This is a genomic window from Pontixanthobacter aquaemixtae (genome assembly GCF_009827395.1).
Taxonomy (GTDB): Bacteria; Pseudomonadota; Alphaproteobacteria; order Sphingomonadales; family Sphingomonadaceae; genus Pontixanthobacter; species Pontixanthobacter aquaemixtae.
The window spans coordinates 1,535,906-1,554,242 of the sequence record NZ_WTYX01000001.1; the positions used below are offsets into that span (position 1 = coordinate 1,535,906).

Genomic DNA, 18,337 nt, shown 5'->3' on the forward strand with positions numbered 1-18,337 from the left:
GGACTTAAGCTCTCTTTCTCAATTCTTGCCTTGTAGCCGGGCTCACGCCGCAGCCTTTTCATCAGCCTGCGCTTCAGCAGGAAACGGGAAACCAAACAAACGCAGCAATTCACGTGCTTCTTCGTCGGTTTTTGCAGTGGTGGTTACGATCACGTCCATGCCGCGAACGGTCTCGATCTTGTCATACGAGATTTCGGGAAAGACGATCTGTTCCTTCAGACCCATCGCGTAATTGCCACGGCCATCGAACGATTTGGCGTTCAGGCCGCGGAAGTCACGGATACGGGGCATGGCAACAGTCACCAGACGGTCGACAAATTCATACATACGCTCGCGGCGCAGAGTGACTTTGCAACCAATCGGCATACCTTCGCGCAGTTTGAACTGTGCGATCGATTTCTTGGCCTTGGTGATAACCGGCTTTTGGCCGGCGATCAGCGCCATTTCTTCGGCAGCGGTTGTAACTTTCTTCTTGTCCTGGCTGGCTTCGCCCACCCCCATATTGAGCGTGATCTTTTCCAGCTTCGGAACTTCAAGAGCATTCTTGTAACCGAACTTCTCAGTCATCGCCTTGACGATTACATCGTCATAGCGCTGCTTCATACGTGCTGTGTAATCAGCCATCGATAGTCTCCCCGGATTTCACAGCAACGCGAACCTTCTTGCCGTCCTTCTCCTCGAAACGGACGCGGGTCGGCTTGCCATCTTTGGGATCAGCCACAGCAACCTTCGACATGTGCATCGGCGCTTCGAAGCGATCGATGCCGCCTTGCGGGTTGGCCTGGCTGGGCTTGCGGTGACGCGCAGCAATATTCATGCCTTCGACGATCAGCTTGCCGGTTTTCGGCATAACCTGACGGACAGTGCCAGTGCGGCCCTTGTCCTTGCCCGAGAGCACGACGACGCTGTCGCCCTTCTTGATCTTAGCGGCGGCCATTAGAGCACCTCCGGAGCGAGCGAAATGATCTTCATGAAGCCGCGACCACGCAATTCGCGGACCACGGGGCCAAAGATACGAGTGCCAATTGGCTCCTCGGTCTTGTTGACCAGAACAGCCGCGTTGCCGTCAAAGCGGATCACGCTGCCGTCTGCACGGCGTACTTCCTTGCGGGTACGCACGATAACTGCACGGTGAACGTCACCTTTTTTGACCTTTGCGCGGGGCTGCGCTTCCTTAACGGATACGACGATCACGTCGCCGACGCTGGCGGTACGACGCTTCGACCCGCCCAGCACTTTGATGCACTGGACACGCTTCGCGCCGCTATTGTCCGCGACGTCTAGGTTAGATTGCATCTGAATCATGGATTCAGTTCCTTCTCAATCGGCTTGCGGAAACCAGTCCCGCAGTTCCAAAAACACTTGCTTAAGTTGTGCTACCCGCAGCAGCTTCAACTTCGATGTCAGCCTCTACGGCCACACCTTTGCTTGCTTTGACCGTTTCGATCACTTTCCAAGTCTTGGTCTTGGAGATCGGTTTGGTCTCTTCAATCCGGACGGTATCGCCCATCTTGAAGGAATTATCTTCGTCATGTGCGTGGTATTTCTTCGAACGACGCATGATCTTCCCGTAGAGCGGGTGTTTCACTTTGCGCTCGACAAGCACAGTCACGGTTTTGTCGGTCTTGTCGGAGGTGACGGTCCCGGTCAGAATACGTTTGGGCATCGTGTACCTCTTATGCCTTGGCCGCTGCGGCCGAAGCGGATTTCCGCTCGGTCTGCAGGGTCTTGATCTGAGCGATCGAGCGACGGACTTCTTTGATCCGCGCAGGACGCTCAAGTTGGTTGGTGGCAGCCTGGAAACGCAGGTTGAACTGCTCACGCTTCAATTCCGTCAGCTCGGTGTCGAGCTGGTCGTCGGTCTTGGTGCGGAGATCTTCGATCGAGCTCATGATCAACCCTCCAGGTGCGAAGTGTCACCCAGACGGGCAACAACTTTGGTTTTGATAGGAAGCTTCATGGCCGCACGCTCGAAAGCGGCAGCAGCCAATGGGCCGGGAACGCCATCGAGTTCGAACAGGATGCGGCCGGGCTTAACCCGTGCTGCCCAATATTCGACCGAACCCTTACCTTTACCCTGACGGACTTCGGCAGGCTTCTTCGAAACCGGAACGTCGGGGAATACACGGATCCACAAACGCCCTTGACGTTTCATGTGGCGTGTAATCGCACGACGCGCAGCTTCGATCTGGCGTGCAGTGATACGCTCTGGCTCGAGAGCCTTGAGGCCGTAAGAACCGAAGTTCAGAACGGTGCCGCCTTTGGCGTCGCCCTTAATCCGGCCTTTGAAAGCCTTGCGGAATTTGTGTTTTTTCGGTTGTAGCATGGTGCTTACTCTCGAATTCTAAATCAGCGAGCCGGACGGACGCCGGAAGTTTGCGCTTCCATCATCAGCCGGTCTTGAGCGGTTGGATCATGACCAAGGATTTCGCCTTTGAAGACCCAAACCTTGATACCGATAATACCGTAAGCGGTGAGCGCTTCGGTTTCGGCGTAGTCGATATTCGCGCGCAGTGTGTGCAAAGGAACGCGGCCTTCACGGTACTGCTCGACGCGGGCGATTTCAGCACCACCCAGACGGCCACCGCAAACGATCTTGATACCTTCGGCACCCAGACGCATCGCGGATTGCATCGCGCGCTTCATCGCACGGCGGAACGCAATACGGCGCAGCAGCTGGTCAGCAATGCCTTGGGCGATCAGCTTGGCGTCAACTTCCGGCTTGCGGATTTCGACGATGTTCAGCTTCACTTCGCTGTCGGTCATGCCGGCAAGCTTGGCGCGCAGTTTCTCGATGTCTGCGCCTTTCTTACCGATGATTACACCGGGACGCGCGGCATAGATCGAAACGCGGCACATTTTGGCCGGACGCTCGATAACCACCTTCGAAATCGCAGCCTGTGGCAGCGTATCGATGATGAATTTGCGCATCTCGATGTCTTCTTTGAGAAGCTGTGCATAGTCGCGCCCTTCGGCGTACCAGCGGCTGTCCCAAGTACGGTTGATCTGCAGGCGCAGGCCGATCGGATTACTCTTCTGACCCATCTTACGCTTCCTCTTCTTCGTGCTCGCGTACGACGATGCGCAGGCGGCTGAATGGCTTCAGGATGCGGGTAGACTTACCGCGACCACGTGTGTGGAAGCGCTTCATCGTGATCGCTTTGCCAACGCTGGCTTCAGCCACGATCAGCGAGTCAACGTCGAGATTGTGGTTGTTTTCCGCATTCGCGATTGCAGATGCCAGAACCTTGGTGGTGTCTTTGGCCATTTGCTTGCGCGAGAAAGCGAGGATGTTCAGAGCATCTTCGACCTTCTTGCCGCGGATCAGCGCAGCAACGAGATTGAGCTTCTGAGCCGAACCACGGATGGTGGTGCCGACAGCCAATGCCTCGTTATCGCCAACACGGCGGGGAGATTTTGCCTTACCCATTAGCGCTTACCCTTCTTGTCCGAAGCGTGGCCAGGGAAAGTCCGCGTTGGCGAAAATTCACCAAGCTTGTGACCAACCATGTCCTCGTTGACGGACACCGGAATAAACTTCTGGCCGTTATAGACGTTGAACGTCAGGCCGACGAATTGTGGCAGGACAGTGGACCGGCGCGACCAAGTCTTGATCGGCTTGTGGTTGCCACTTTCCTGTGCATCTTCTGCCTTTTTCAGCAGGTGGAGGTCTACGAACGGACCTTTCCAGACGGAGCGAGCCATCTCGATTACCTCTTCTTCTTGGCGTGACGCGAACGGATGATCATCTTATCCGTTTGCTTGTTCTTGCGAGTGCGAGCACCCTTGGTCGGCTTGCCCCATGGCGTAACCGGATGGCGACCACCCGATGTACGGCCTTCACCACCACCGTGTGGGTGGTCGATCGGGTTCTTGGCAACGCCGCGTGTCAGTGGCTTGACGCCCATCCAGCGGCGACGGCCAGCTTTACCAAGGTTCTGGTTCTGGTTGTCAGGGTTCGAAACCGCGCCAACCGTACCCATGCAATCCGAACGTAGGTAGCGTTGCTCACCCGAGTTCAAACGCACGATGACCATACCGCGGTCGCGGCCAACCAGCTGCACGTAAGTGCCTGCAGAGCGAGCGATCTGACCGCCTTTGCCGGGCTTCATTTCCACGTTGTGGCAAATGGTGCCAACCGGCATCTGGCCCAGAAGCATGGCGTTGCCAGGCTTGGTATCAACCTTCTCGCCAGCAATCACGCTATCGCCAACAGCCAGACGCTGCGGGCAGATAATGTAGGCTTGCTCGCCATCGGCATATTTGATCAGCGCGATGAAAGCGGTGCGGTTGGGATCATATTCGATCCGCTCCACAGTGCCTTCGACATCCCACTTACGACGTTTGAAGTCGATGAAGCGGTACTTCTGCTTGTGACCACCGCCGATGCCACGCGAAGTGACATGACCTTTGTTGTTCCGGCCACCGGTTTTACGCTTGCCTTCCGTGAGCGACTTGACCGGCTTGCCTTTGTACAGGCCGGACTTGTCGACAAGGATAAGGCCGCGGCGTGCGGGGCTTGTCGGTTTGTAATTCTTGAGTGCCATCAGTCCTGCCCTCAGATTCCGCCGGTGATGTCGATTGGGTCTTCGCCCTCAACCAACGTCACAATTGCTTTTTTGAAGTCGGAACGCTTGTAGGGACGACCCTTCCAGCGCTTGACCTTGCCCTTCTGGACAATGGTGTTGACGCTCTTCACCTTGGTATCAAAGAGAGCTTCGACGGCTTCTTTGATCTGAGGCTTGGTAGCGTCATTTGCGACCTTGAAGACAACCGCGTCATTTTCAGACAGCAGAGTCGACTTCTCGGTGATGTGAGGAGAGAGCACAACGTCGTAGTGACGCGCGTCTACTTCTTGCTTTTTAGCCATTGAAGCGCGCCTCCAGCTTTTCGACAGCGTCTTTGGTCAGGACCAAAGTGTCGTGGTTGAGAATGTCATAGACGTTGGCACCTTGCGCCGGCATCACATTGACACCGCGAAGGTTTCCAGCTGCCTTGCGGAAACTGTCATCAACAGATTCACCGTCGATCACCAAAACCTTCTTGCCGTAGCCAGCTTTCTCGAACTGGGCTTTCAGCGCCTTGGTCTTGGCGTCTTTCAGTTTCAGGCTATCAACGATCACCAGACCGTCTTTCGCCTTGCTCGAAAGAGCCATCTTCAGGCCAAGCGCCCGGATCTTCTTGTTGAGCGACTGGTTGAAGTCACGACGACGAGGGCCGTGCGCTTTACCACCGCCGATAAAGATCGGAGCACTGCGCGCACCGTGACGAGCGACACCGCCGCCCTTCTGGTTGCCGTGCTTCTTACCGGTACGGTTGACGTCTGAGCGTTCCTGAGCAGCGCGCGCGGTTCCGCGGCGATTTTCAAGCTGCCAAGTGACAACGCGGTGAAGAATGTCAGCGCGTGGTTCGACACCGAAAACGGCTTTGTCGAGGGTCACGTCGCCGGTACCTTTACCGCCGTCGATTTTCTGGACCTTCACCTTCATGGCTTAGCCCTCCTTACCAGCGTCATCTGCGGGCTTGTCGCCCTCATCAGACTTTGGGGTTTCAGATTCGGTCGCTTCGGCCTCAACCGCAGCTTCCAATTTCTCTTGCTGCTCGGGAGATACAGCTTCGGTCACTTCGTGCTCAGCTGCGCTCTCTACCAGACCAGGCGTTGCTTCCTCAGAAGCAAACTCATCTTCGTTGCGGCGCATAACGCCGGGGAACGGAAGATTTTCAGGCATCTTCAGCTTCACGGAATCGCGAACAACGAGCCATGCGTTCTTGTGCCCGGGGACCGAGCCCTTGACGAACAGAAGACCACGCACCGCGTCAGTACGAACGATTTCGAGATTTTGCTGGGTACGCTGACGGTCGCCCATGTGGCCGGCCATCTTCTTGCCCTTAAACACGCGGCCGGGATCCTGACGGTTACCCGTCGAACCGTGCGAACGGTGAGAGATCGAAACACCGTGCGTCGCGCGCAGACCACCGAAGCCCCAACGCTTCATGGCACCGGCAAAGCCTTTACCCTGCGTGTGACCGGTGATGTCGACTTTTTGGCCAGCAACGAAGTGCTCTGCCGAAATGCGTGCGCCAACCGGAAGAAGCGCTTCTTCGCTGTCGAGACGGAACTCGGCAACTTTGCGCTTCATCGGCACGCCAGCTTTCGCGAAATGCTCGCGCTGCGGCTTGGCTACGTTCTTTTGCTTGGCCTCACCCGAACCGACCTGAAGTGCGACATAGCCGTCAACTTCATCGGTGCGGTGAGAAATAACTTGGCAATCATCCAGAGACAGAACGGTCACGGGTACGTGACGTCCATCCTCCTGGAACAGGCGGGTCATCCCGACTTTTCTTGCGACTACGCCAGTGCGCATCGTCAAAACTCCTAACACAGAGGCACACAGGACCATTCCCATGTGCGTGCCAGCCCAAATTGTGATGCATTGCCCCGTCCGGGCTGAGTGCGCACCCAATTGCTTGGGATTGCGAGACGGGGAACGCAGACCCGGGCCTAATTCCTGCAAGAGGGACCCGGCGGTATTCCTATGCCTTCGCCCCGGCTCTAGCCGGAGCCACTAAAATCAAGCGAGCTTGATTTCAACGTTAACGCCGGCAGCAAGATCGAGCTTCATAAGCGCGTCTACGGTCTGGGCGTTAGGCTGCACGATATCGAGCAGCCGCTTGTAAGTACGCACCTCGAACTGCTCGCGCGACTTCTTGTCAATGTGCGGGCCGCGGTTCACGGTGAACTTCTCAATTCTCGTCGGCATCGGAATGGGGCCACGAATTAGCGCGCCAGTGCGGCGAGCGGTTTCAGCGATTTCGCCAGTTGCCTGGTCAAGTACGCGGTGATCAAACGCCTTCAGGCGAATGCGAATATTCTGGGCTTCCATGTCCAACTACCAATGAGAAAGAGCAAATAACAAAAACCAGCGATCCGCCCTCTCCCGTCTCCGAGGGAGAGCAGGGCCACTGATCCAAAACTTTTCCGAATTTGAGACGAATCTCGTTCGTTGACGCGCCCTATATGGGTAACGCCCCCGCCTTGCAACCCCCGACATACAAATCATTAGCAAATTTGCATGCGGTTCCGGATCCGGGCCGCAAGAAACAAAACGCCCGGCGAACCATTAGGCCGCCGGGCGCTTGTTGAATGTGTGTCTGTTAGGCTTTGATCGAGCCAACAACACCCGAACCAACGGTACGGCCACCTTCGCGGATCGCGAAGCGGAGACCTTGGTCCATAGCGATCGGTGCAATCAGCTTAACGTCGATTGTCACGTTGTCGCCAGGCATAACCATCTCGGTGTCCTTCGGAAGGATCACTTCGCCGGTTACGTCAGTGGTACGGAAGTAGAATTGCGGACGGTAGTTCGCAAAGAATGGCGTGTGACGGCCACCTTCGTCCTTCGAAAGGACGTAAACTTCTGCCGAGAATTCTGTGTGCGGGTTAACCGAGCCAGGCTTCGCCAGAACCTGACCACGCTCTACGTCTTCACGGCCGATGCCGCGAACCAGAGCACCCACGTTGTCGCCTGCTTCACCGCGATCGAGCAGCTTGCGGAACATTTCAACGCCGGTAACGGTGGTTTTGCCGGTTTCGCGGATACCCACGATTTCGACTTCGTCGCCAACGTTTACAACGCCGGTTTCGATACGGCCGGTAACAACAGTACCACGACCCGAGATCGAGAACACGTCTTCGATCGGCATCAGGAAGTCTTGATCGACCGGACGCTCAGGCTGTGGAATGTTTTCGTCAACAGCAGCCATCAGCTCGAGGATCGAGTTCTTGCCGATTTCGTCGTCACGGCCTTCGAGAGCAGCCAGAGCCGAACCTTTAACGATGGCAATGTTGTCACCGTCGAAGTCATAGCTCGAAAGCAGTTCACGAACTTCCATTTCAACGAGTTCGAGAATTTCCTCGTCGTCGACCTGGTCAACTTTGTTCATGTAAACGACCAGCGCAGGAACACCGACCTGACGCGCAAGCAGGATGTGCTCGCGAGTTTGTGGCATCGGGCCGTCAGCTGCGTTCACAACCAGGATAGCGCCGTCCATCTGCGCAGCACCGGTGATCATGTTCTTAACATAGTCAGCGTGACCTGGGCAGTCGACGTGTGCGTAGTGACGGCTCTCAGTTTCGTACTCAACGTGAGCGGTCGAGATCGTGATACCACGCTCGCGCTCTTCAGGAGCCTTATCGATGTTAGCGAAATCAACGGCAGCGCCGCCATTGGCCTCTGCCATCACCTTGGTAATCGCCGCAGTCAACGTCGTTTTACCATGGTCAACGTGACCGATGGTGCCGATGTTGCAGTGCGGCTTGTTCCGCTCAAATTTTTCCTTCGCCATTTTCAATAACCTCTAGTGTATAAACTAAACAAAATACGGGAATCAGCGGCACCCGTATAATCAGGCGCCGCCCCTAAACGCATCGCTCGCCTTAGGCAAGCTTCTCCTTGACCTCTTGTGCAACACTCGCCGGAACTTCCTCGTAGTGAGAGAACTGCATCGAGTAGTTTGCACGACCTTGCGTGAACGAACGCAGCTCGTTCACGTAACCGAACATGTTGGCCAGTGGCACGAAAGCATCGACTGCCTGTGCATTGCCGCGTGTGTCGGTGCCCTGGATTTGGCCACGGCGAGAATTGAGGTCGCCGATCACGTCACCAAGGTAGTCTTCGGGGGTGATGACTTCAACCTTCATCACCGGTTCGAGGAGCTTGATGCCGCCGCGCTCGGCAGCTTCACGCATCGCACCGCGACCACAGATTTCGAACGCCACCGTGCTGGAGTCGACATCGTGATACGCGCCGTCTGTCAGAGTGATGGTGAAGTCGATGATCGGGAAGCCAACCATATAGCCGCTCTCGGCCTGTTCGCGCATACCCTTCTCGACCGACGGGATATATTCCTTCGGAATGTTACCGCCCTTGATCTGGTCTTCGAAGATGATGCCCTGGCCGCGCTCACCCGGAGTGACCGTGACTTTGGCACGGCCGAACTGGCCTGAACCGCCCGATTGCTTCTTGTGTGTGTAATCAACCTCGATCTCACGAGCGAGCGATTCACGATAAGCAACCTGCGGCGCGCCAACATTGGCCTCAACCTTGAATTCGCGCTTCATACGGTCAACCAGGATGTCGAGGTGAAGTTCACCCATACCCTTGATGATCGTCTGACCGCTTTCGTGGTCAGTCGAAACGCGGAACGATGGATCCTCGGCAGCGAGACGATTGAGCGCAACGCCCATCTTCTCTTGGTCGGCTTTCGTCTTCGGCTCAACGCTGAGTTCGATAACCGGATCGGGGAATTCCATCCGCTCGAGAATGATAGGCTTGGCCGGATCGCACAGCGTGTCACCGGTGGTGGTTGCCTTCATCCCGGCAAGCGCGACGATATCGCCGGCGAATGCTTCTTCGATGTCCTTACGGTCGTTCGAGTGCATTTCGAGAATACGGCCGATCTTTTCCTTCTTCTCTTTCACAGAGTTGAGGACCGTGCCTTTTTCCAGCTTACCCGAATAGATGCGGGTAAAGGTGAGCGAGCCGACAAACGGATCGTTCATGACTTTAAACGCAAGCGCTGCGAATGGCGCCTCATCGGACGATGGACGCGTGTCTTCTGTTTCTGAATCCGGCAGAACGCCCTTAATTGCAGGAACATCGAGCGGGCTCGGCATGTAGTCGACAACCGCGTCGAGCAAAGGCTGAACGCCCTTGTTCTTAAACGCAGAGCCGCACAGCACAGGAACGAAGCTCTGGTTCAGCGTGCCTTTGCGGATCAGAGCTTTCAGCGTTGCGGCATCGGGCTCTGTACCTTCGAAATAGGCTTCCATCGCATCGTCGTCTTGCTCGATTGCGAGCTCGATCAGCTTTTCGCGATATTCGGCAGCTTCATCGACCATATCTTCAGGGATATCGCCATATTCATACTCGGCACCGAGATCTTCGTTCTTCCAGGTGATCGAACGCTGATTCACCAGATCGACCAGGCCGGTCAGATTGCTTTCGATACCGATTGGCAGATACAGCACAGCCGGTGTCGAACCCAGACGGTCGATGATTGACTGCACGCAGTACTTAAAGTCTGCGCCGGTGCGGTCTAGTTTGTTGATGAAGCACATCCGGGGGACTTTGTATTTGTCCGCCTGGCGCCATACGGTTTCGGACTGGGGCTCTACGCCGGCAACGCCGTCGAAGCAGGCCACCGCACCGTCGAGCACGCGAAGCGAACGTTCGACTTCGATGGTGAAGTCAACGTGGCCTGGCGTGTCGATGATGTTAATCCGGTGCTGCGGGGTTTCGCGCAGCGATTTCGGATCACCCTTGGGGTCCTTCGCAGGATCTTCCGGATTCCAGAAACACGTGGTCGCAGCAGAGGTAATCGTGATCCCACGTTCCTGCTCTTGCTCCATCCAGTCCATCGTCGCCGCGCCATCATGCACTTCGCCGATTTTGTAGGATTTGCCCGTGTAGTACAGAATGCGTTCTGTGGTCGTGGTCTTTCCGGCGTCAATATGCGCCATAATACCAATGTTACGATAACGATCGAGCGGATGTTCGCGCGCCATGATCAGTTCCTTGCGTTAATTCCGCGCAGCTTCGAAAACCGGGCCGCGCAGAGGGGGGATAGTGTTACCAACGATAGTGGCTGAACGCGCGGTTCGCGTCGGCCATCTTGTGCGAATCTTCGCGCTTCTTGACCGCATTACCGCGATTATTCGCCGCATCCATCAACTCACCCGACAGACGCGCTGACATGGTGGTTTCAGGGCGGCCGCGCGCTGCACCGATCAGCCAGCGGATCGCCAGCGCCTGTGCACGCTCGGGGCGAACTTCCACCGGAACCTGGTACGTCGCACCACCGACACGGCGGCTGCGAACTTCGACCTGCGGCTTGATGTTGTTCAGCGCATCATGGAACATTTGCACCGGATCGGTCTTGGCCTTGGCTTCAACCGTATCAAGCGCACCGTAAACGATGCGTTCTGCGGTGGATTTCTTACCGTCGAGCATGAGGTTGTTCATGAATTTCGACAGAACCTGATCACCAAACTTGGGATCGGGCAGGATGACCCGTTTCTCGGGACGACGACGACGTGACATATTTAATAACTCCTTCGGAGTGGCCGCTCACATCCGTGAGCGTCCTGCGGCACCGGCCCGCTCCCCCACCCGGCCACCCGGAGATTACCCTGTACGGTAACCGGGTGGGGGAGCGAGCCGCCGCCGCGTTAAACCTTATTTCGGACGCTTAGCGCCGTATTTCGAACGGCTCTGCTTGCGGTCCTTGACCCCTTGCGTATCCAGAACGCCGCGCAGGACGTGGTAACGCACACCGGGAAGGTCGCGCACACGGCCGCCGCGGATCAGCACAACGGAGTGCTCCTGGAGGTTGTGGCCTTCGCCCGGGATGTAGGAGATGACTTCGCGGCTGTTGGTCAGGCGAACCTTGGCAACTTTACGAAGCGCAGAGTTCGGCTTCTTTGGCGTAGTCGTATAGACACGGGTGCACACGCCGCGTTTCTGCGGGTTTGCTTCCATTGCAGGGACCTTTGATTTGGCCTTCTGCGGAACGCGGCCCTTGCGGACCAGCTGGTTAATAGTCGGCATGAAGTACTCTTCACCTGTTAATCAGGCGCCGATCAGAAGGTGGGGAATGAAAACCCGCGCTACACCGTCATTCCCGCGAAAGCGGGAATCCAGCGAACAAAGAACGCCGCGTAGCGACATCCAAGCGCGAGCTGACAACACTCCACCCCCGCCAAACGGCACCGGGTTACTTTGACGGCCGCCCTGACGCGAATAGCAATCCGCTCAATAGAAAAGAGCCTCACCGCAAAAGCGAAAGGCCCCCAGGACTAAACCGGCAATGTTCAGCTCTATCTACCCTATGCAAGACCCACTCGGTGGAGGGAGCAAGCATCGGATGGCGCGCCTTTAGGGGGAGTTTGGGGTTGGGTCAAGGGCGGGTTTTTAATCGACAACACCGTTACGAAACTATTGGTTGGCATCACTCGCCAAAAAGCGATGCCCCCTGTCGGTCAGCCTTAGGATACCGCGTTCGGGGCTCTCCAAATAGCCTTGCTTGATAAAATTCCCGTCAACAGATCGATGGCTCACTATATTCCGAAGCTGCTGCTCCCAGACTTGCTCCTTAGGTCGGCTATCAGAGACAGACCGATCAGCATCAGATAACTCAAGAAATTCGGGCAATCGTTCTCTAATCTCATTCAGAGTGGCCTTGTGGTTCTCTGCTTGCAAAAGGACTTTCAAAACCGCCTTAGCCACATCATCTTCAGAAGAGCGACCTGACTGCTCGCTCAACTTGAGCCTGAGCGACCGCGTCCGCTCGTCAATTTCTTTACGCCTGTTCCGAAGACTGTTGTATCGAGGGCCTTTGGTCACGATAGACCGCCCTCCAACTCTACGACTGAAAAGTTTCGCCATAATGTCGGAGTTCAACTCAATTTCCATCTTGAAACACCTCCACTGGGACAAACTCTTGCAACAAATTTCGCACCTCAAAACTCAGTTCTTGCAGCAATTCCGTGAGGGTTGCTCGATCCTCACATAGGGATTGTTGCCCATCTAACGCAAGTATTAGCCGCTTTTCGCCCACCCCTAGGTGTGTGAACGGAATGGCAAGAATCCACTCAAGTTCATCCCTGATCCGATGTTTCAGCGCGCGATCCTGGGGTCTGTGAAGTGAAGCATTCCAGTCATCATGTCCACGATTGGCGAAAAACGGCTTATCCTTCGTCAATGCGAAGCCCGCGATAGAACTATCGATAGGAAGTGAGATACCACTATCGGTGAACCCCATAAATCCATGAGAATAATCGATTTTAAGTGTATTCGTAGTTCCCATAGGCGGTCGCAAAATGGCCACTCTAGGTGGCTCTGAAAGAGGCTGAGACCCTTCGATAACACGCCACTCGTTGATAATCTCTAAAGCGTCTCCAGAGATTTGCTCGCAAATCTCTTCCATCTGCGCGGGGATTGATACAATCTGCGTAAGAAGACGTAAGGTGCACTCAGTTGTTGCTAGCTCAATTTCGGCTCTGGCGAGATCAACGCTCATGTCAAAATCGAGCATTCTCACTGATGGCTCAAGCCTAATCCCATGAAGGTTTGGCACAGCTCGCTTCTCAAGGGTAGCTCGACCAAAAAAAGCAGTGCTTATAGCTGATTTTATTGCATAAAACCCCTTTTTCACGCCTACTTCGTTGGCGGGCTCCGCCGAAACCTCGATTGTGGCAGTCATTGCCTCGGAGTCGAGCATCCTTTCTTCGTCAAAAACCCAGGCCGGCAAGTTAGAAACAAGTCCGCCGTCGAAGTAGCATTTTTCATCAATCGTTCGCACTCTGAAAACAAAAGGCACACAAACCGACGCCGCTACCGCCTCTGCGACCGAAATATTCGGCGATGTCTCAGCCGAGAAAACCTCCTCTTTTCCATCGGAGATATTGCTCGCGACGATGCGAAGCGGGAGACAATCGCTTTTCTTCAGATCTTCAAACGTAACAGGTTCGCCATCATTTACGGAAACTTTCTGCGACAGAATCTGCTCCAGACCGGATACAAACCGATCCAATTTTGCTAACCCGTACATGACCCACAATACGCCGATAAATGCTATCACCGTCTGTGAGGCAAATAAGAACAAGAAGTTTCTATTTGGAGAAAAGTGACTGGCAATTAGCAACGCAACCCAAAGACCTGCCCAGAGGGAAATCACCCACATTCGATACCGCCACAAGAACTTGGCGGCCATGATCGCAAACCAGCCTACCCCCCCGAACAGATCCCGAGGGCCAGTCGCTGGCTTAATCGCGCTCGTAACTTTCCCATGATTAAGGTCTATTCTCGACAGAATATTGGAGCCGTCTTCACAATTGAACATGTCGGTTGAACTATAACCAACAGCCTTTAGTGCGGCGACAATCGCTCCCGCAGATGACCCGCCGACGCCAGCAAATTCAATATCGTCTGTTTCGAGCGCTGCAATTGCTCCTACATGGGCAATTCCCCGCGCGCCGCCTCCTTGAAATATAGCGTACAATCGCCTCTTCGCCATCGCGAATGAGTCCCCCCTTTTCGTCCCTATTTGCGTAATTCATTCAGATTTGCACAAGAGTCTACAGTATTCTCGATACAGCCAACAATTATCCACGCCCTGACTCAAAATAGTTGAATAAAGTGGGTCAATTGAACGGGACACAGATAATACCATCGTGGCCTTGGTTAAAGTACAGATGACAATTGTTCGACTAGACAAACCATTTTCCTACACGCCCATAATCTGCAATCTGCCTGCGGGTTATGCCCGACGACAGCCCCACAGAACCCTTCGTGCCTTCGCGCCTTCCTGTGAGTCAAAACAGCGCCGACACATCAGCCTCCACAGCAGACGAAAACCGCGAGCCTCCGGCTTCATCTAAGGTGCCCCTCCACCATCCTTTGGATGGTCCCCCTCCCCGGGACGAGGAGGATTCCTTTCCCAGCCCAACCCGAGTCTGTTTGTTGTGTCCTCAGTCGCCGGGCGGAATGCATCCGCACTCCTTGGCTACCTCGCATAAGCTCGGGCGGCCGGTCGGCCTTGCGGGCCGCTGGTCGCGACCCGGTCCATTCCAAGCCATTGAGGTCTGACTTTGAAATCCCCCACCCCTACACGCACTATTTCCCGCCAAGCCACATCCGCCGTCGCCCACGTCTCCCCGCCACCCGAGGACGACGATCCGTTGCTCGCCTTCACCCCCTATCTCCACACCGCGCCGCGCTCCAATTCGATCACGCCAGATCGCCAGCGCAGGTTTATCGCCACGCTCGCCGCAACCGGCATCGTCAAGCAGGCCGCCAAGTCCATCGGCAAGTCGCTGGAGGCGCTCTACAAACTCCGCCATCGGCCCGGGGCGGAGGAATTCTCTGCCGCGTGGGATGCGGCGCTCGATCGCGGGGTGCAGCGGTTGGAGGATTGTGCGTTGGAGCGTGCCATTCAGGGCACATCCACGCCGATAGTCTCGGGCGGTGAAATCCTGGGCTGGTGGGACAAGCCGGACAATGCGCTGCTGCGCTTCCTGCTCCATTACCGTTTGCCGCAGAAATACGGTGCGCAGCGCGCCGCGCCGGACGAGGCGGAGCGGCGCAAGTTCCGCGATGAAGCGATGGAGTCTGCGCGCGCCTATATCTCGCGCGAAAACGGGGCGCAGCTGGCCGCGTTGCTGCCGGTGCTCGACCATATGGTGGCCAACAAGCTGGCCGGGCGCGCCTATATCGCCGGGATCGACAAGACCAGGACGCTGCGCGAAAATGCCGAGATGCTGGGGCAGCGGGGGCAGATCGATATCAGCAGCGGCGCGTGATGCGCCGGGTGGCGGCGCTGCGCTATCCCTGCCATTCGCGCCGCAGCATCGCCCAGAAATATTCGTCGCACCATCCGATATGGGTTTTGATGCTTTCCACCATATGCGCCTCTCGCCGGAAGCCGAGGCGGGCGAGCAGCGCGTTGGAGGCGGCGTTGCGCGGATCGGTTCCGGCGGTGATGCGGTGGTGGCGCTCTTCGCCGAACAGGTAGGCGATCAGCCGTTTTGCGCACTCGCTGGCGATGCCCTCCCCATGCCGGTGCGCGGCGGTGATATATCCGATTTCGACCGATCCCTCTTCGCCCGGCACAGCCACCACGCGCGCGGCGATTTCGCCGGTGGCGCGTTCCACGGCGCTCCAGCTGCGGCCGTTCCACTCAGGGTCGCACAGCCAGCTTTCCAGCTCTTCCAGCGATGCAAAGGGAGCGCGCGTCAGATAACGGCAATGTTCGGGGGAGGAGAGCGTGGGGAAGAATGCGGGCGCATCCTCGCGGACCAGCGGGCGCAGGGTGAAGCGGTCTGTTTCCAGCGTGGGGATTGGCAGAGCGGGCGCTTGCCCGGTGCTCATTCGCCGGTCAGGAACGCGACCAGCGCTTTGACTTTCTTCTGGCGCCATTGCGGCGGCGGGGCGACCAGCCAATAGGCGCGGCGTCCTTCATCGGGGCCTTCGAGAATATTGAGCCTTCCCGCATCGACCGCTTCGGAAACGAGCAGATAGGGCAGGATCGCCTTGCCCATACCCGCCATCGCGCTGCTGAGTGCTTGCCCGGCATTGCCGACTTCGACCGTTGCCTCTGCGCCTTCGGGCAAAGGCGCGCCGGGCCAGTTGATCCAGGTATCGGGCGCGTCATCGATCGACACCACCACGCGCTGCGCAGGGGCCAGTTCGACACCTTGCAGATCGCCCGGCCCGTCAATCAGGCGGATCGCCGCGTCGAGGTTGGCCTCGGTGAAATCGGCGTTTTCGTCTTCCACCAATTGATAGCGGATTTCGGGATGTTCCTTGCGGAATTCGGCCAATCGCGGGGCGAGCCATTGCGCGTAAAATTCGCGCGGCGCGGCGATGGTGTAGCTGTCGCTCGCCTGCCCCGCCTGCATCGCCTGCACGCTTTCTTCGAAGCGGAGGAACCCTTCGCGCAGCGCATCGAGGCCCGCGCAGCCTTCTGGCGTCAGCTCCAGCCCCTTGCTGGTCCGGCGAAACAGCACCGTGCCCAGATGATCTTCGAGCGCGCGAATCTGCTGCCCGACCGCGGCGGGCGTCACCGCGAGCTCGTCTGCCGCGCGGGTGAAAGACAAATGCCGCGCCGCTGCGTCATAAACGCGCAAGGCGTTGAGAGGGAGATGGGTCCGTTTCATCGGAAAGTCGATTTAGTGCTGCATTGCAGCGTAGGCAACCCGCGCTGTGCCGGGACAGCGTCTGAATCGGCCAGAATATGAATGCAGTGCCGAAATGAACCGCTTCGCGAAACGCTCAGTCGGCGGTGGCCGGTGCGGTCAGCGGGAAGAACGGTATGCGCACTTCCATCGCTTCGTTCTGGCGGTTGGTGAAAGTATAGAAGCCTTCCATCGTCCCGCTTGGCGTGGTCAGCGGGCAGCCGGACACATAATCATGCGTCTGGCCGGGCGCGAGAATCGGCTGTTCACCAACCACCCCTTCCCCGTCGACATGATTGACCATCCCGCGCGCATCGGTGATCCGCCAGTGTCGGCTTTGCAGCTGCACCGTCTGGTCCGACCCGTTTTCGATCCGGATGTGATAGACCCAGAACCACTTTCCCGCTTCGGGCTGCGATTGTTCGGGCAAAAAGTTCACCGCAACGCGGACGGTGATATCGTCAGTGACGACAGCGTGTTGGAACAATTCCTTCATAGCGCCAGCGAATGTAGCGATCCGGCGGCGCGGGGGCAAACGCCCTTTCCCCAAGATTTTGGGGACACGATTTTAAGGGCCAAATTCCGGCCATGGCGAATGTGCATCCGCGATTCAGGCTGTGAATCAGGCTTGTTCGCGGCGTGCCCGGTCCCTGGCGAGGATATCCATCGCCTTTTGCAGAGCCAGCGGCGTGCGGAATTCGATGCCGAAGCGCCCGGAATTGCACCACCGCACGGTTGCCGAATCGATGATCCGCCGGGCAACCGACACTGTCAAAAGATCGCCCTTTGACAAGATTTCATCGCAGCTTCCGCCCAATCCGGTGACAGAGATGTTCTTCACCGAAAATGGCTTTTCGATCCCGTTGATCCACAATTTGGCGTCGAGTTCGCAGGCGACACGGACGGCGCGCGTTGGCTGTGCCCGTTCAAACCCGCTGAAAGCCGATCTGTGCTGGATGCCGATAAGGCCGGAACGCGTCCACACGACATGCGCCTTGACCGGTTCGATCCCGTCCCAGTGATAGGCCACCTCGTCACCTATAGAGAGGTCGAGGTCGGTCTGGATTTGCGCGCCCGATGTCGAAATATTGCGGACGACACCAAGATAATTTCCGCCGGCAATTTCCAGACAGCAGAGGCGGAACACGCCAACCACGCGCTCTTCCGCGCGTCTTTCCTGATTATAGAAAATCTGGTTTTCGCCGAATTCGGGGCAAGGGCCAAGAAAGGCCGCGTCCGAAACCGCCGACATTTCTCCGCAGCCATTCATAAAGGCGCTGGTAGAAGAGAGCGTTTTTTCGTTCAGCAACATATCTCGTCTCCGTGAAACTTGAAGAAACCATCCGGCGGCTGACACTGCTAGAACTATGGTTCAGCCGCCGGACAGTTTCGTATGAAAGCAAAATCGAACAGGGCAAGGAGTGACTGCCAATCTGTACTTTCAATGTGCCGCTCGGGGGACGGCGTGTGCAAGCATCGAAACCATCGGACCAAATACTTCGGCAAGTAACCAACTGGTCGAAGTAACAAGGTGATCTCTTAACTGCCCCATGAAAATGGCTGGAAAGGCTGGAAATTTGAAGTTTTGCACCGCAAATGTAA

25 protein-coding genes are annotated in these 18,337 nt (G+C 56.6%); 1 reads left to right on the forward strand and 24 read right to left on the reverse strand.

All coding sequences use genetic code 11. The features are described 5' to 3' along the window. Window positions 1-42: 42 nt before the first annotated feature. From rplE to GRI41_RS07445, 20 genes are all read right to left on the reverse strand, one after another. A complete protein-coding gene (gene rplE, locus GRI41_RS07350; protein ID WP_160604067.1) occupies window positions 43-624 on the reverse strand; it encodes a 50S ribosomal protein L5 in 582 nt (193 codons plus the stop codon). Next, window positions 617-937 (reverse strand): 50S ribosomal protein L24, encoded by a 321-nt coding sequence (gene rplX, locus GRI41_RS07355; protein ID WP_160604068.1) that lies wholly within the window; start codon window positions 935-937, stop codon window positions 617-619. The genes rplE and rplX overlap by 8 nt, the downstream gene beginning before the upstream one ends. Next, window positions 937-1,305: a 50S ribosomal protein L14 gene (rplN, locus tag GRI41_RS07360; RefSeq protein ID WP_160604069.1), complete on the reverse strand. Its 369-nt coding sequence runs from the start codon at window positions 1,303-1,305 to the stop codon at window positions 937-939. Before rplN ends, rplX begins: the two co-directional genes overlap by 1 nt. Before the next feature lie 61 nt (window positions 1,306-1,366). Further along, on the reverse strand, window positions 1,367-1,666 hold the full coding sequence (rpsQ, locus tag GRI41_RS07365; RefSeq protein ID WP_160604070.1) for a 30S ribosomal protein S17: 300 nt from the start codon (window positions 1,664-1,666) through the stop codon (window positions 1,367-1,369). 10 nt (window positions 1,667-1,676) lie between these two features. Further along, window positions 1,677-1,892, reverse strand: coding sequence for a 50S ribosomal protein L29 (gene rpmC / locus GRI41_RS07370; RefSeq protein WP_160604071.1), 216 nt, complete (start codon window positions 1,890-1,892; stop codon window positions 1,677-1,679). A gap of 2 nt (window positions 1,893-1,894) precedes the next feature. Beyond that, window positions 1,895-2,326, reverse strand: a complete 432-nt coding sequence (rplP, locus tag GRI41_RS07375; RefSeq protein ID WP_160604073.1) for a 50S ribosomal protein L16 — start codon at window positions 2,324-2,326, stop codon at window positions 1,895-1,897. A gap of 23 nt (window positions 2,327-2,349) precedes the next feature. After that, entirely contained in the window at window positions 2,350-3,045 is a 696-nt protein-coding gene (gene rpsC / locus GRI41_RS07380; protein WP_160604075.1) for a 30S ribosomal protein S3, read from the reverse strand. A gap of 1 nt (window position 3,046) precedes the next feature. Next, the gene (gene rplV / locus GRI41_RS07385) at window positions 3,047-3,430 is read right to left on the reverse strand and encodes a 50S ribosomal protein L22 (protein WP_160604077.1); all 384 of its coding nucleotides are present in this window, start codon (window positions 3,428-3,430) and stop codon (window positions 3,047-3,049) included. Beyond that, the gene (gene rpsS, locus GRI41_RS07390) at window positions 3,430-3,705 is read right to left on the reverse strand and encodes a 30S ribosomal protein S19 (protein ID WP_160604079.1); all 276 of its coding nucleotides are present in this window, start codon (window positions 3,703-3,705) and stop codon (window positions 3,430-3,432) included. The genes rplV and rpsS overlap by 1 nt, the downstream gene beginning before the upstream one ends. A gap of 5 nt (window positions 3,706-3,710) precedes the next feature. Next, entirely contained in the window at window positions 3,711-4,547 is an 837-nt protein-coding gene (rplB, locus tag GRI41_RS07395) for a 50S ribosomal protein L2 (RefSeq protein ID WP_160604081.1), read from the reverse strand. 11 nt (window positions 4,548-4,558) lie between these two features. Further along, complete coding sequence (locus tag GRI41_RS07400; RefSeq protein ID WP_160604083.1) at window positions 4,559-4,870, reverse strand: 50S ribosomal protein L23; 312 nt, start codon at window positions 4,868-4,870, stop codon at window positions 4,559-4,561. Next, window positions 4,863-5,489: a 50S ribosomal protein L4 gene (gene rplD, locus GRI41_RS07405; protein WP_160604085.1), complete on the reverse strand. Its 627-nt coding sequence runs from the start codon at window positions 5,487-5,489 to the stop codon at window positions 4,863-4,865. Before rplD ends, GRI41_RS07400 begins: the two co-directional genes overlap by 8 nt. 3 nt (window positions 5,490-5,492) lie before the next feature. Beyond that, on the reverse strand, window positions 5,493-6,365 hold the full coding sequence (gene rplC / locus GRI41_RS07410) for a 50S ribosomal protein L3 (protein ID WP_160604087.1): 873 nt from the start codon (window positions 6,363-6,365) through the stop codon (window positions 5,493-5,495). Window positions 6,366-6,572: 207 nt separating this feature from the next. Further along, entirely contained in the window at window positions 6,573-6,884 is a 312-nt protein-coding gene (rpsJ, locus tag GRI41_RS07415; RefSeq protein WP_061924928.1) for a 30S ribosomal protein S10, read from the reverse strand. A gap of 271 nt (window positions 6,885-7,155) precedes the next feature. Continuing rightward, on the reverse strand, window positions 7,156-8,346 hold the full coding sequence (gene tuf / locus GRI41_RS07420; RefSeq protein ID WP_160604089.1) for an elongation factor Tu: 1,191 nt from the start codon (window positions 8,344-8,346) through the stop codon (window positions 7,156-7,158). 91 nt (window positions 8,347-8,437) lie between these two features. Further along, window positions 8,438-10,567, reverse strand: a complete 2,130-nt coding sequence (gene fusA, locus GRI41_RS07425; protein WP_160604091.1) for an elongation factor G — start codon at window positions 10,565-10,567, stop codon at window positions 8,438-8,440. A gap of 64 nt (window positions 10,568-10,631) precedes the next feature. Then, on the reverse strand, window positions 10,632-11,102 hold the full coding sequence (gene rpsG / locus GRI41_RS07430; RefSeq protein ID WP_160604093.1) for a 30S ribosomal protein S7: 471 nt from the start codon (window positions 11,100-11,102) through the stop codon (window positions 10,632-10,634). Window positions 11,103-11,237: 135 nt separating this feature from the next. Further along, window positions 11,238-11,609: a 30S ribosomal protein S12 gene (gene rpsL / locus GRI41_RS07435; protein WP_160604095.1), complete on the reverse strand. Its 372-nt coding sequence runs from the start codon at window positions 11,607-11,609 to the stop codon at window positions 11,238-11,240. A gap of 387 nt (window positions 11,610-11,996) precedes the next feature. Then, window positions 11,997-12,323, reverse strand: a complete 327-nt coding sequence (locus tag GRI41_RS07440) for a winged helix-turn-helix domain-containing protein (RefSeq protein ID WP_160604097.1) — start codon at window positions 12,321-12,323, stop codon at window positions 11,997-11,999. 139 nt (window positions 12,324-12,462) lie between these two features. Then, window positions 12,463-14,061 (reverse strand): patatin-like phospholipase family protein, encoded by a 1,599-nt coding sequence (locus tag GRI41_RS07445; protein WP_160604098.1) that lies wholly within the window; start codon window positions 14,059-14,061, stop codon window positions 12,463-12,465. A gap of 589 nt (window positions 14,062-14,650) precedes the next feature. Between GRI41_RS07445 and GRI41_RS07450 the strand changes: the two genes are divergently transcribed. Then, entirely contained in the window at window positions 14,651-15,361 is a 711-nt protein-coding gene (locus GRI41_RS07450) for a hypothetical protein (protein WP_235901087.1), read from the forward strand. A 22-nt stretch (window positions 15,362-15,383) separates the two neighbouring features. On the opposite strand, the gene GRI41_RS07455 is transcribed toward GRI41_RS07450, so the two are convergent. The 4 genes from GRI41_RS07455 to GRI41_RS07470 all read right to left on the reverse strand — a co-directional run bounded on the left by GRI41_RS07455 (window position 15,384) and on the right by GRI41_RS07470 (window position 18,047). Next, a complete protein-coding gene (locus GRI41_RS07455; protein ID WP_160604100.1) occupies window positions 15,384-15,929 on the reverse strand; it encodes a GNAT family N-acetyltransferase in 546 nt (181 codons plus the stop codon). Continuing rightward, window positions 15,926-16,717: a LysR substrate-binding domain-containing protein gene (locus GRI41_RS07460; RefSeq protein ID WP_160604102.1), complete on the reverse strand. Its 792-nt coding sequence runs from the start codon at window positions 16,715-16,717 to the stop codon at window positions 15,926-15,928. The genes GRI41_RS07455 and GRI41_RS07460 overlap by 4 nt, the downstream gene beginning before the upstream one ends. A 115-nt stretch (window positions 16,718-16,832) precedes the next feature. After that, window positions 16,833-17,231, reverse strand: a complete 399-nt coding sequence (apaG, locus tag GRI41_RS07465; RefSeq protein WP_160604104.1) for a Co2+/Mg2+ efflux protein ApaG — start codon at window positions 17,229-17,231, stop codon at window positions 16,833-16,835. 126 nt (window positions 17,232-17,357) lie between these two features. After that, the gene (locus GRI41_RS07470) at window positions 17,358-18,047 is read right to left on the reverse strand and encodes a PilZ domain-containing protein (protein WP_160604106.1); all 690 of its coding nucleotides are present in this window, start codon (window positions 18,045-18,047) and stop codon (window positions 17,358-17,360) included. Window positions 18,048-18,337 lie beyond the last annotated feature (290 nt).

Excerpts from the sequence above, each read along its gene's own strand:
- GRI41_RS07400 (WP_160604083.1), bottom strand. The coding sequence starts at position 4,870 with ATGGCTAAAAAGCAAGAAGTAGACGCGCGTCACTACGACGTTGTGCTC.
- rplP (WP_160604073.1), bottom strand. The coding sequence starts at position 2,326 with ATGCTACAACCGAAAAAACACAAATTCCGCAAGGCTTTCAAAGGCCGG.
- rpsJ (WP_061924928.1), bottom strand. The coding sequence starts at position 6,884 with ATGGAAGCCCAGAATATTCGCATTCGCCTGAAGGCGTTTGATCACCGC.
- rpsC (WP_160604075.1), bottom strand. The coding sequence starts at position 3,045 with ATGGGTCAGAAGAGTAATCCGATCGGCCTGCGCCTGCAGATCAACCGT.
- rplC (WP_160604087.1), bottom strand. The coding sequence starts at position 6,365 with ATGCGCACTGGCGTAGTCGCAAGAAAAGTCGGGATGACCCGCCTGTTC.
- rplX (WP_160604068.1), bottom strand. The coding sequence starts at position 937 with ATGGCCGCCGCTAAGATCAAGAAGGGCGACAGCGTCGTCGTGCTCTCG.
- rpmC (WP_160604071.1), bottom strand. The coding sequence starts at position 1,892 with ATGAGCTCGATCGAAGATCTCCGCACCAAGACCGACGACCAGCTCGAC.
- apaG (WP_160604104.1), bottom strand. The coding sequence starts at position 17,231 with ATGAAGGAATTGTTCCAACACGCTGTCGTCACTGACGATATCACCGTC.
- GRI41_RS07455 (WP_160604100.1), bottom strand. The coding sequence starts at position 15,929 with ATGAGCACCGGGCAAGCGCCCGCTCTGCCAATCCCCACGCTGGAAACA.
- rplD (WP_160604085.1), bottom strand. The coding sequence starts at position 5,489 with ATGAAGGTGAAGGTCCAGAAAATCGACGGCGGTAAAGGTACCGGCGAC.
- rplE (WP_160604067.1), bottom strand. The coding sequence starts at position 624 with ATGGCTGATTACACAGCACGTATGAAGCAGCGCTATGACGATGTAATC.
- rpsG (WP_160604093.1), bottom strand. The coding sequence starts at position 11,102 with ATGTCACGTCGTCGTCGTCCCGAGAAACGGGTCATCCTGCCCGATCCC.
- rplN (WP_160604069.1), bottom strand. The coding sequence starts at position 1,305 with ATGATTCAGATGCAATCTAACCTAGACGTCGCGGACAATAGCGGCGCG.
- rplV (WP_160604077.1), bottom strand. The coding sequence starts at position 3,430 with ATGGGTAAGGCAAAATCTCCCCGCCGTGTTGGCGATAACGAGGCATTG.
- tuf (WP_160604089.1), bottom strand. The coding sequence starts at position 8,346 with ATGGCGAAGGAAAAATTTGAGCGGAACAAGCCGCACTGCAACATCGGC.
- GRI41_RS07460 (WP_160604102.1), bottom strand. The coding sequence starts at position 16,717 with ATGAAACGGACCCATCTCCCTCTCAACGCCTTGCGCGTTTATGACGCA.
- rplB (WP_160604081.1), bottom strand. The coding sequence starts at position 4,547 with ATGGCACTCAAGAATTACAAACCGACAAGCCCCGCACGCCGCGGCCTT.
- fusA (WP_160604091.1), bottom strand. The coding sequence starts at position 10,567 with ATGGCGCGCGAACATCCGCTCGATCGTTATCGTAACATTGGTATTATG.
- GRI41_RS07470 (WP_160604106.1), bottom strand. The coding sequence starts at position 18,047 with ATGTTGCTGAACGAAAAAACGCTCTCTTCTACCAGCGCCTTTATGAAT.
- rpsS (WP_160604079.1), bottom strand. The coding sequence starts at position 3,705 with ATGGCTCGCTCCGTCTGGAAAGGTCCGTTCGTAGACCTCCACCTGCTG.
- rpsL (WP_160604095.1), bottom strand. The coding sequence starts at position 11,609 with ATGCCGACTATTAACCAGCTGGTCCGCAAGGGCCGCGTTCCGCAGAAG.
- rpsQ (WP_160604070.1), bottom strand. The coding sequence starts at position 1,666 with ATGCCCAAACGTATTCTGACCGGGACCGTCACCTCCGACAAGACCGAC.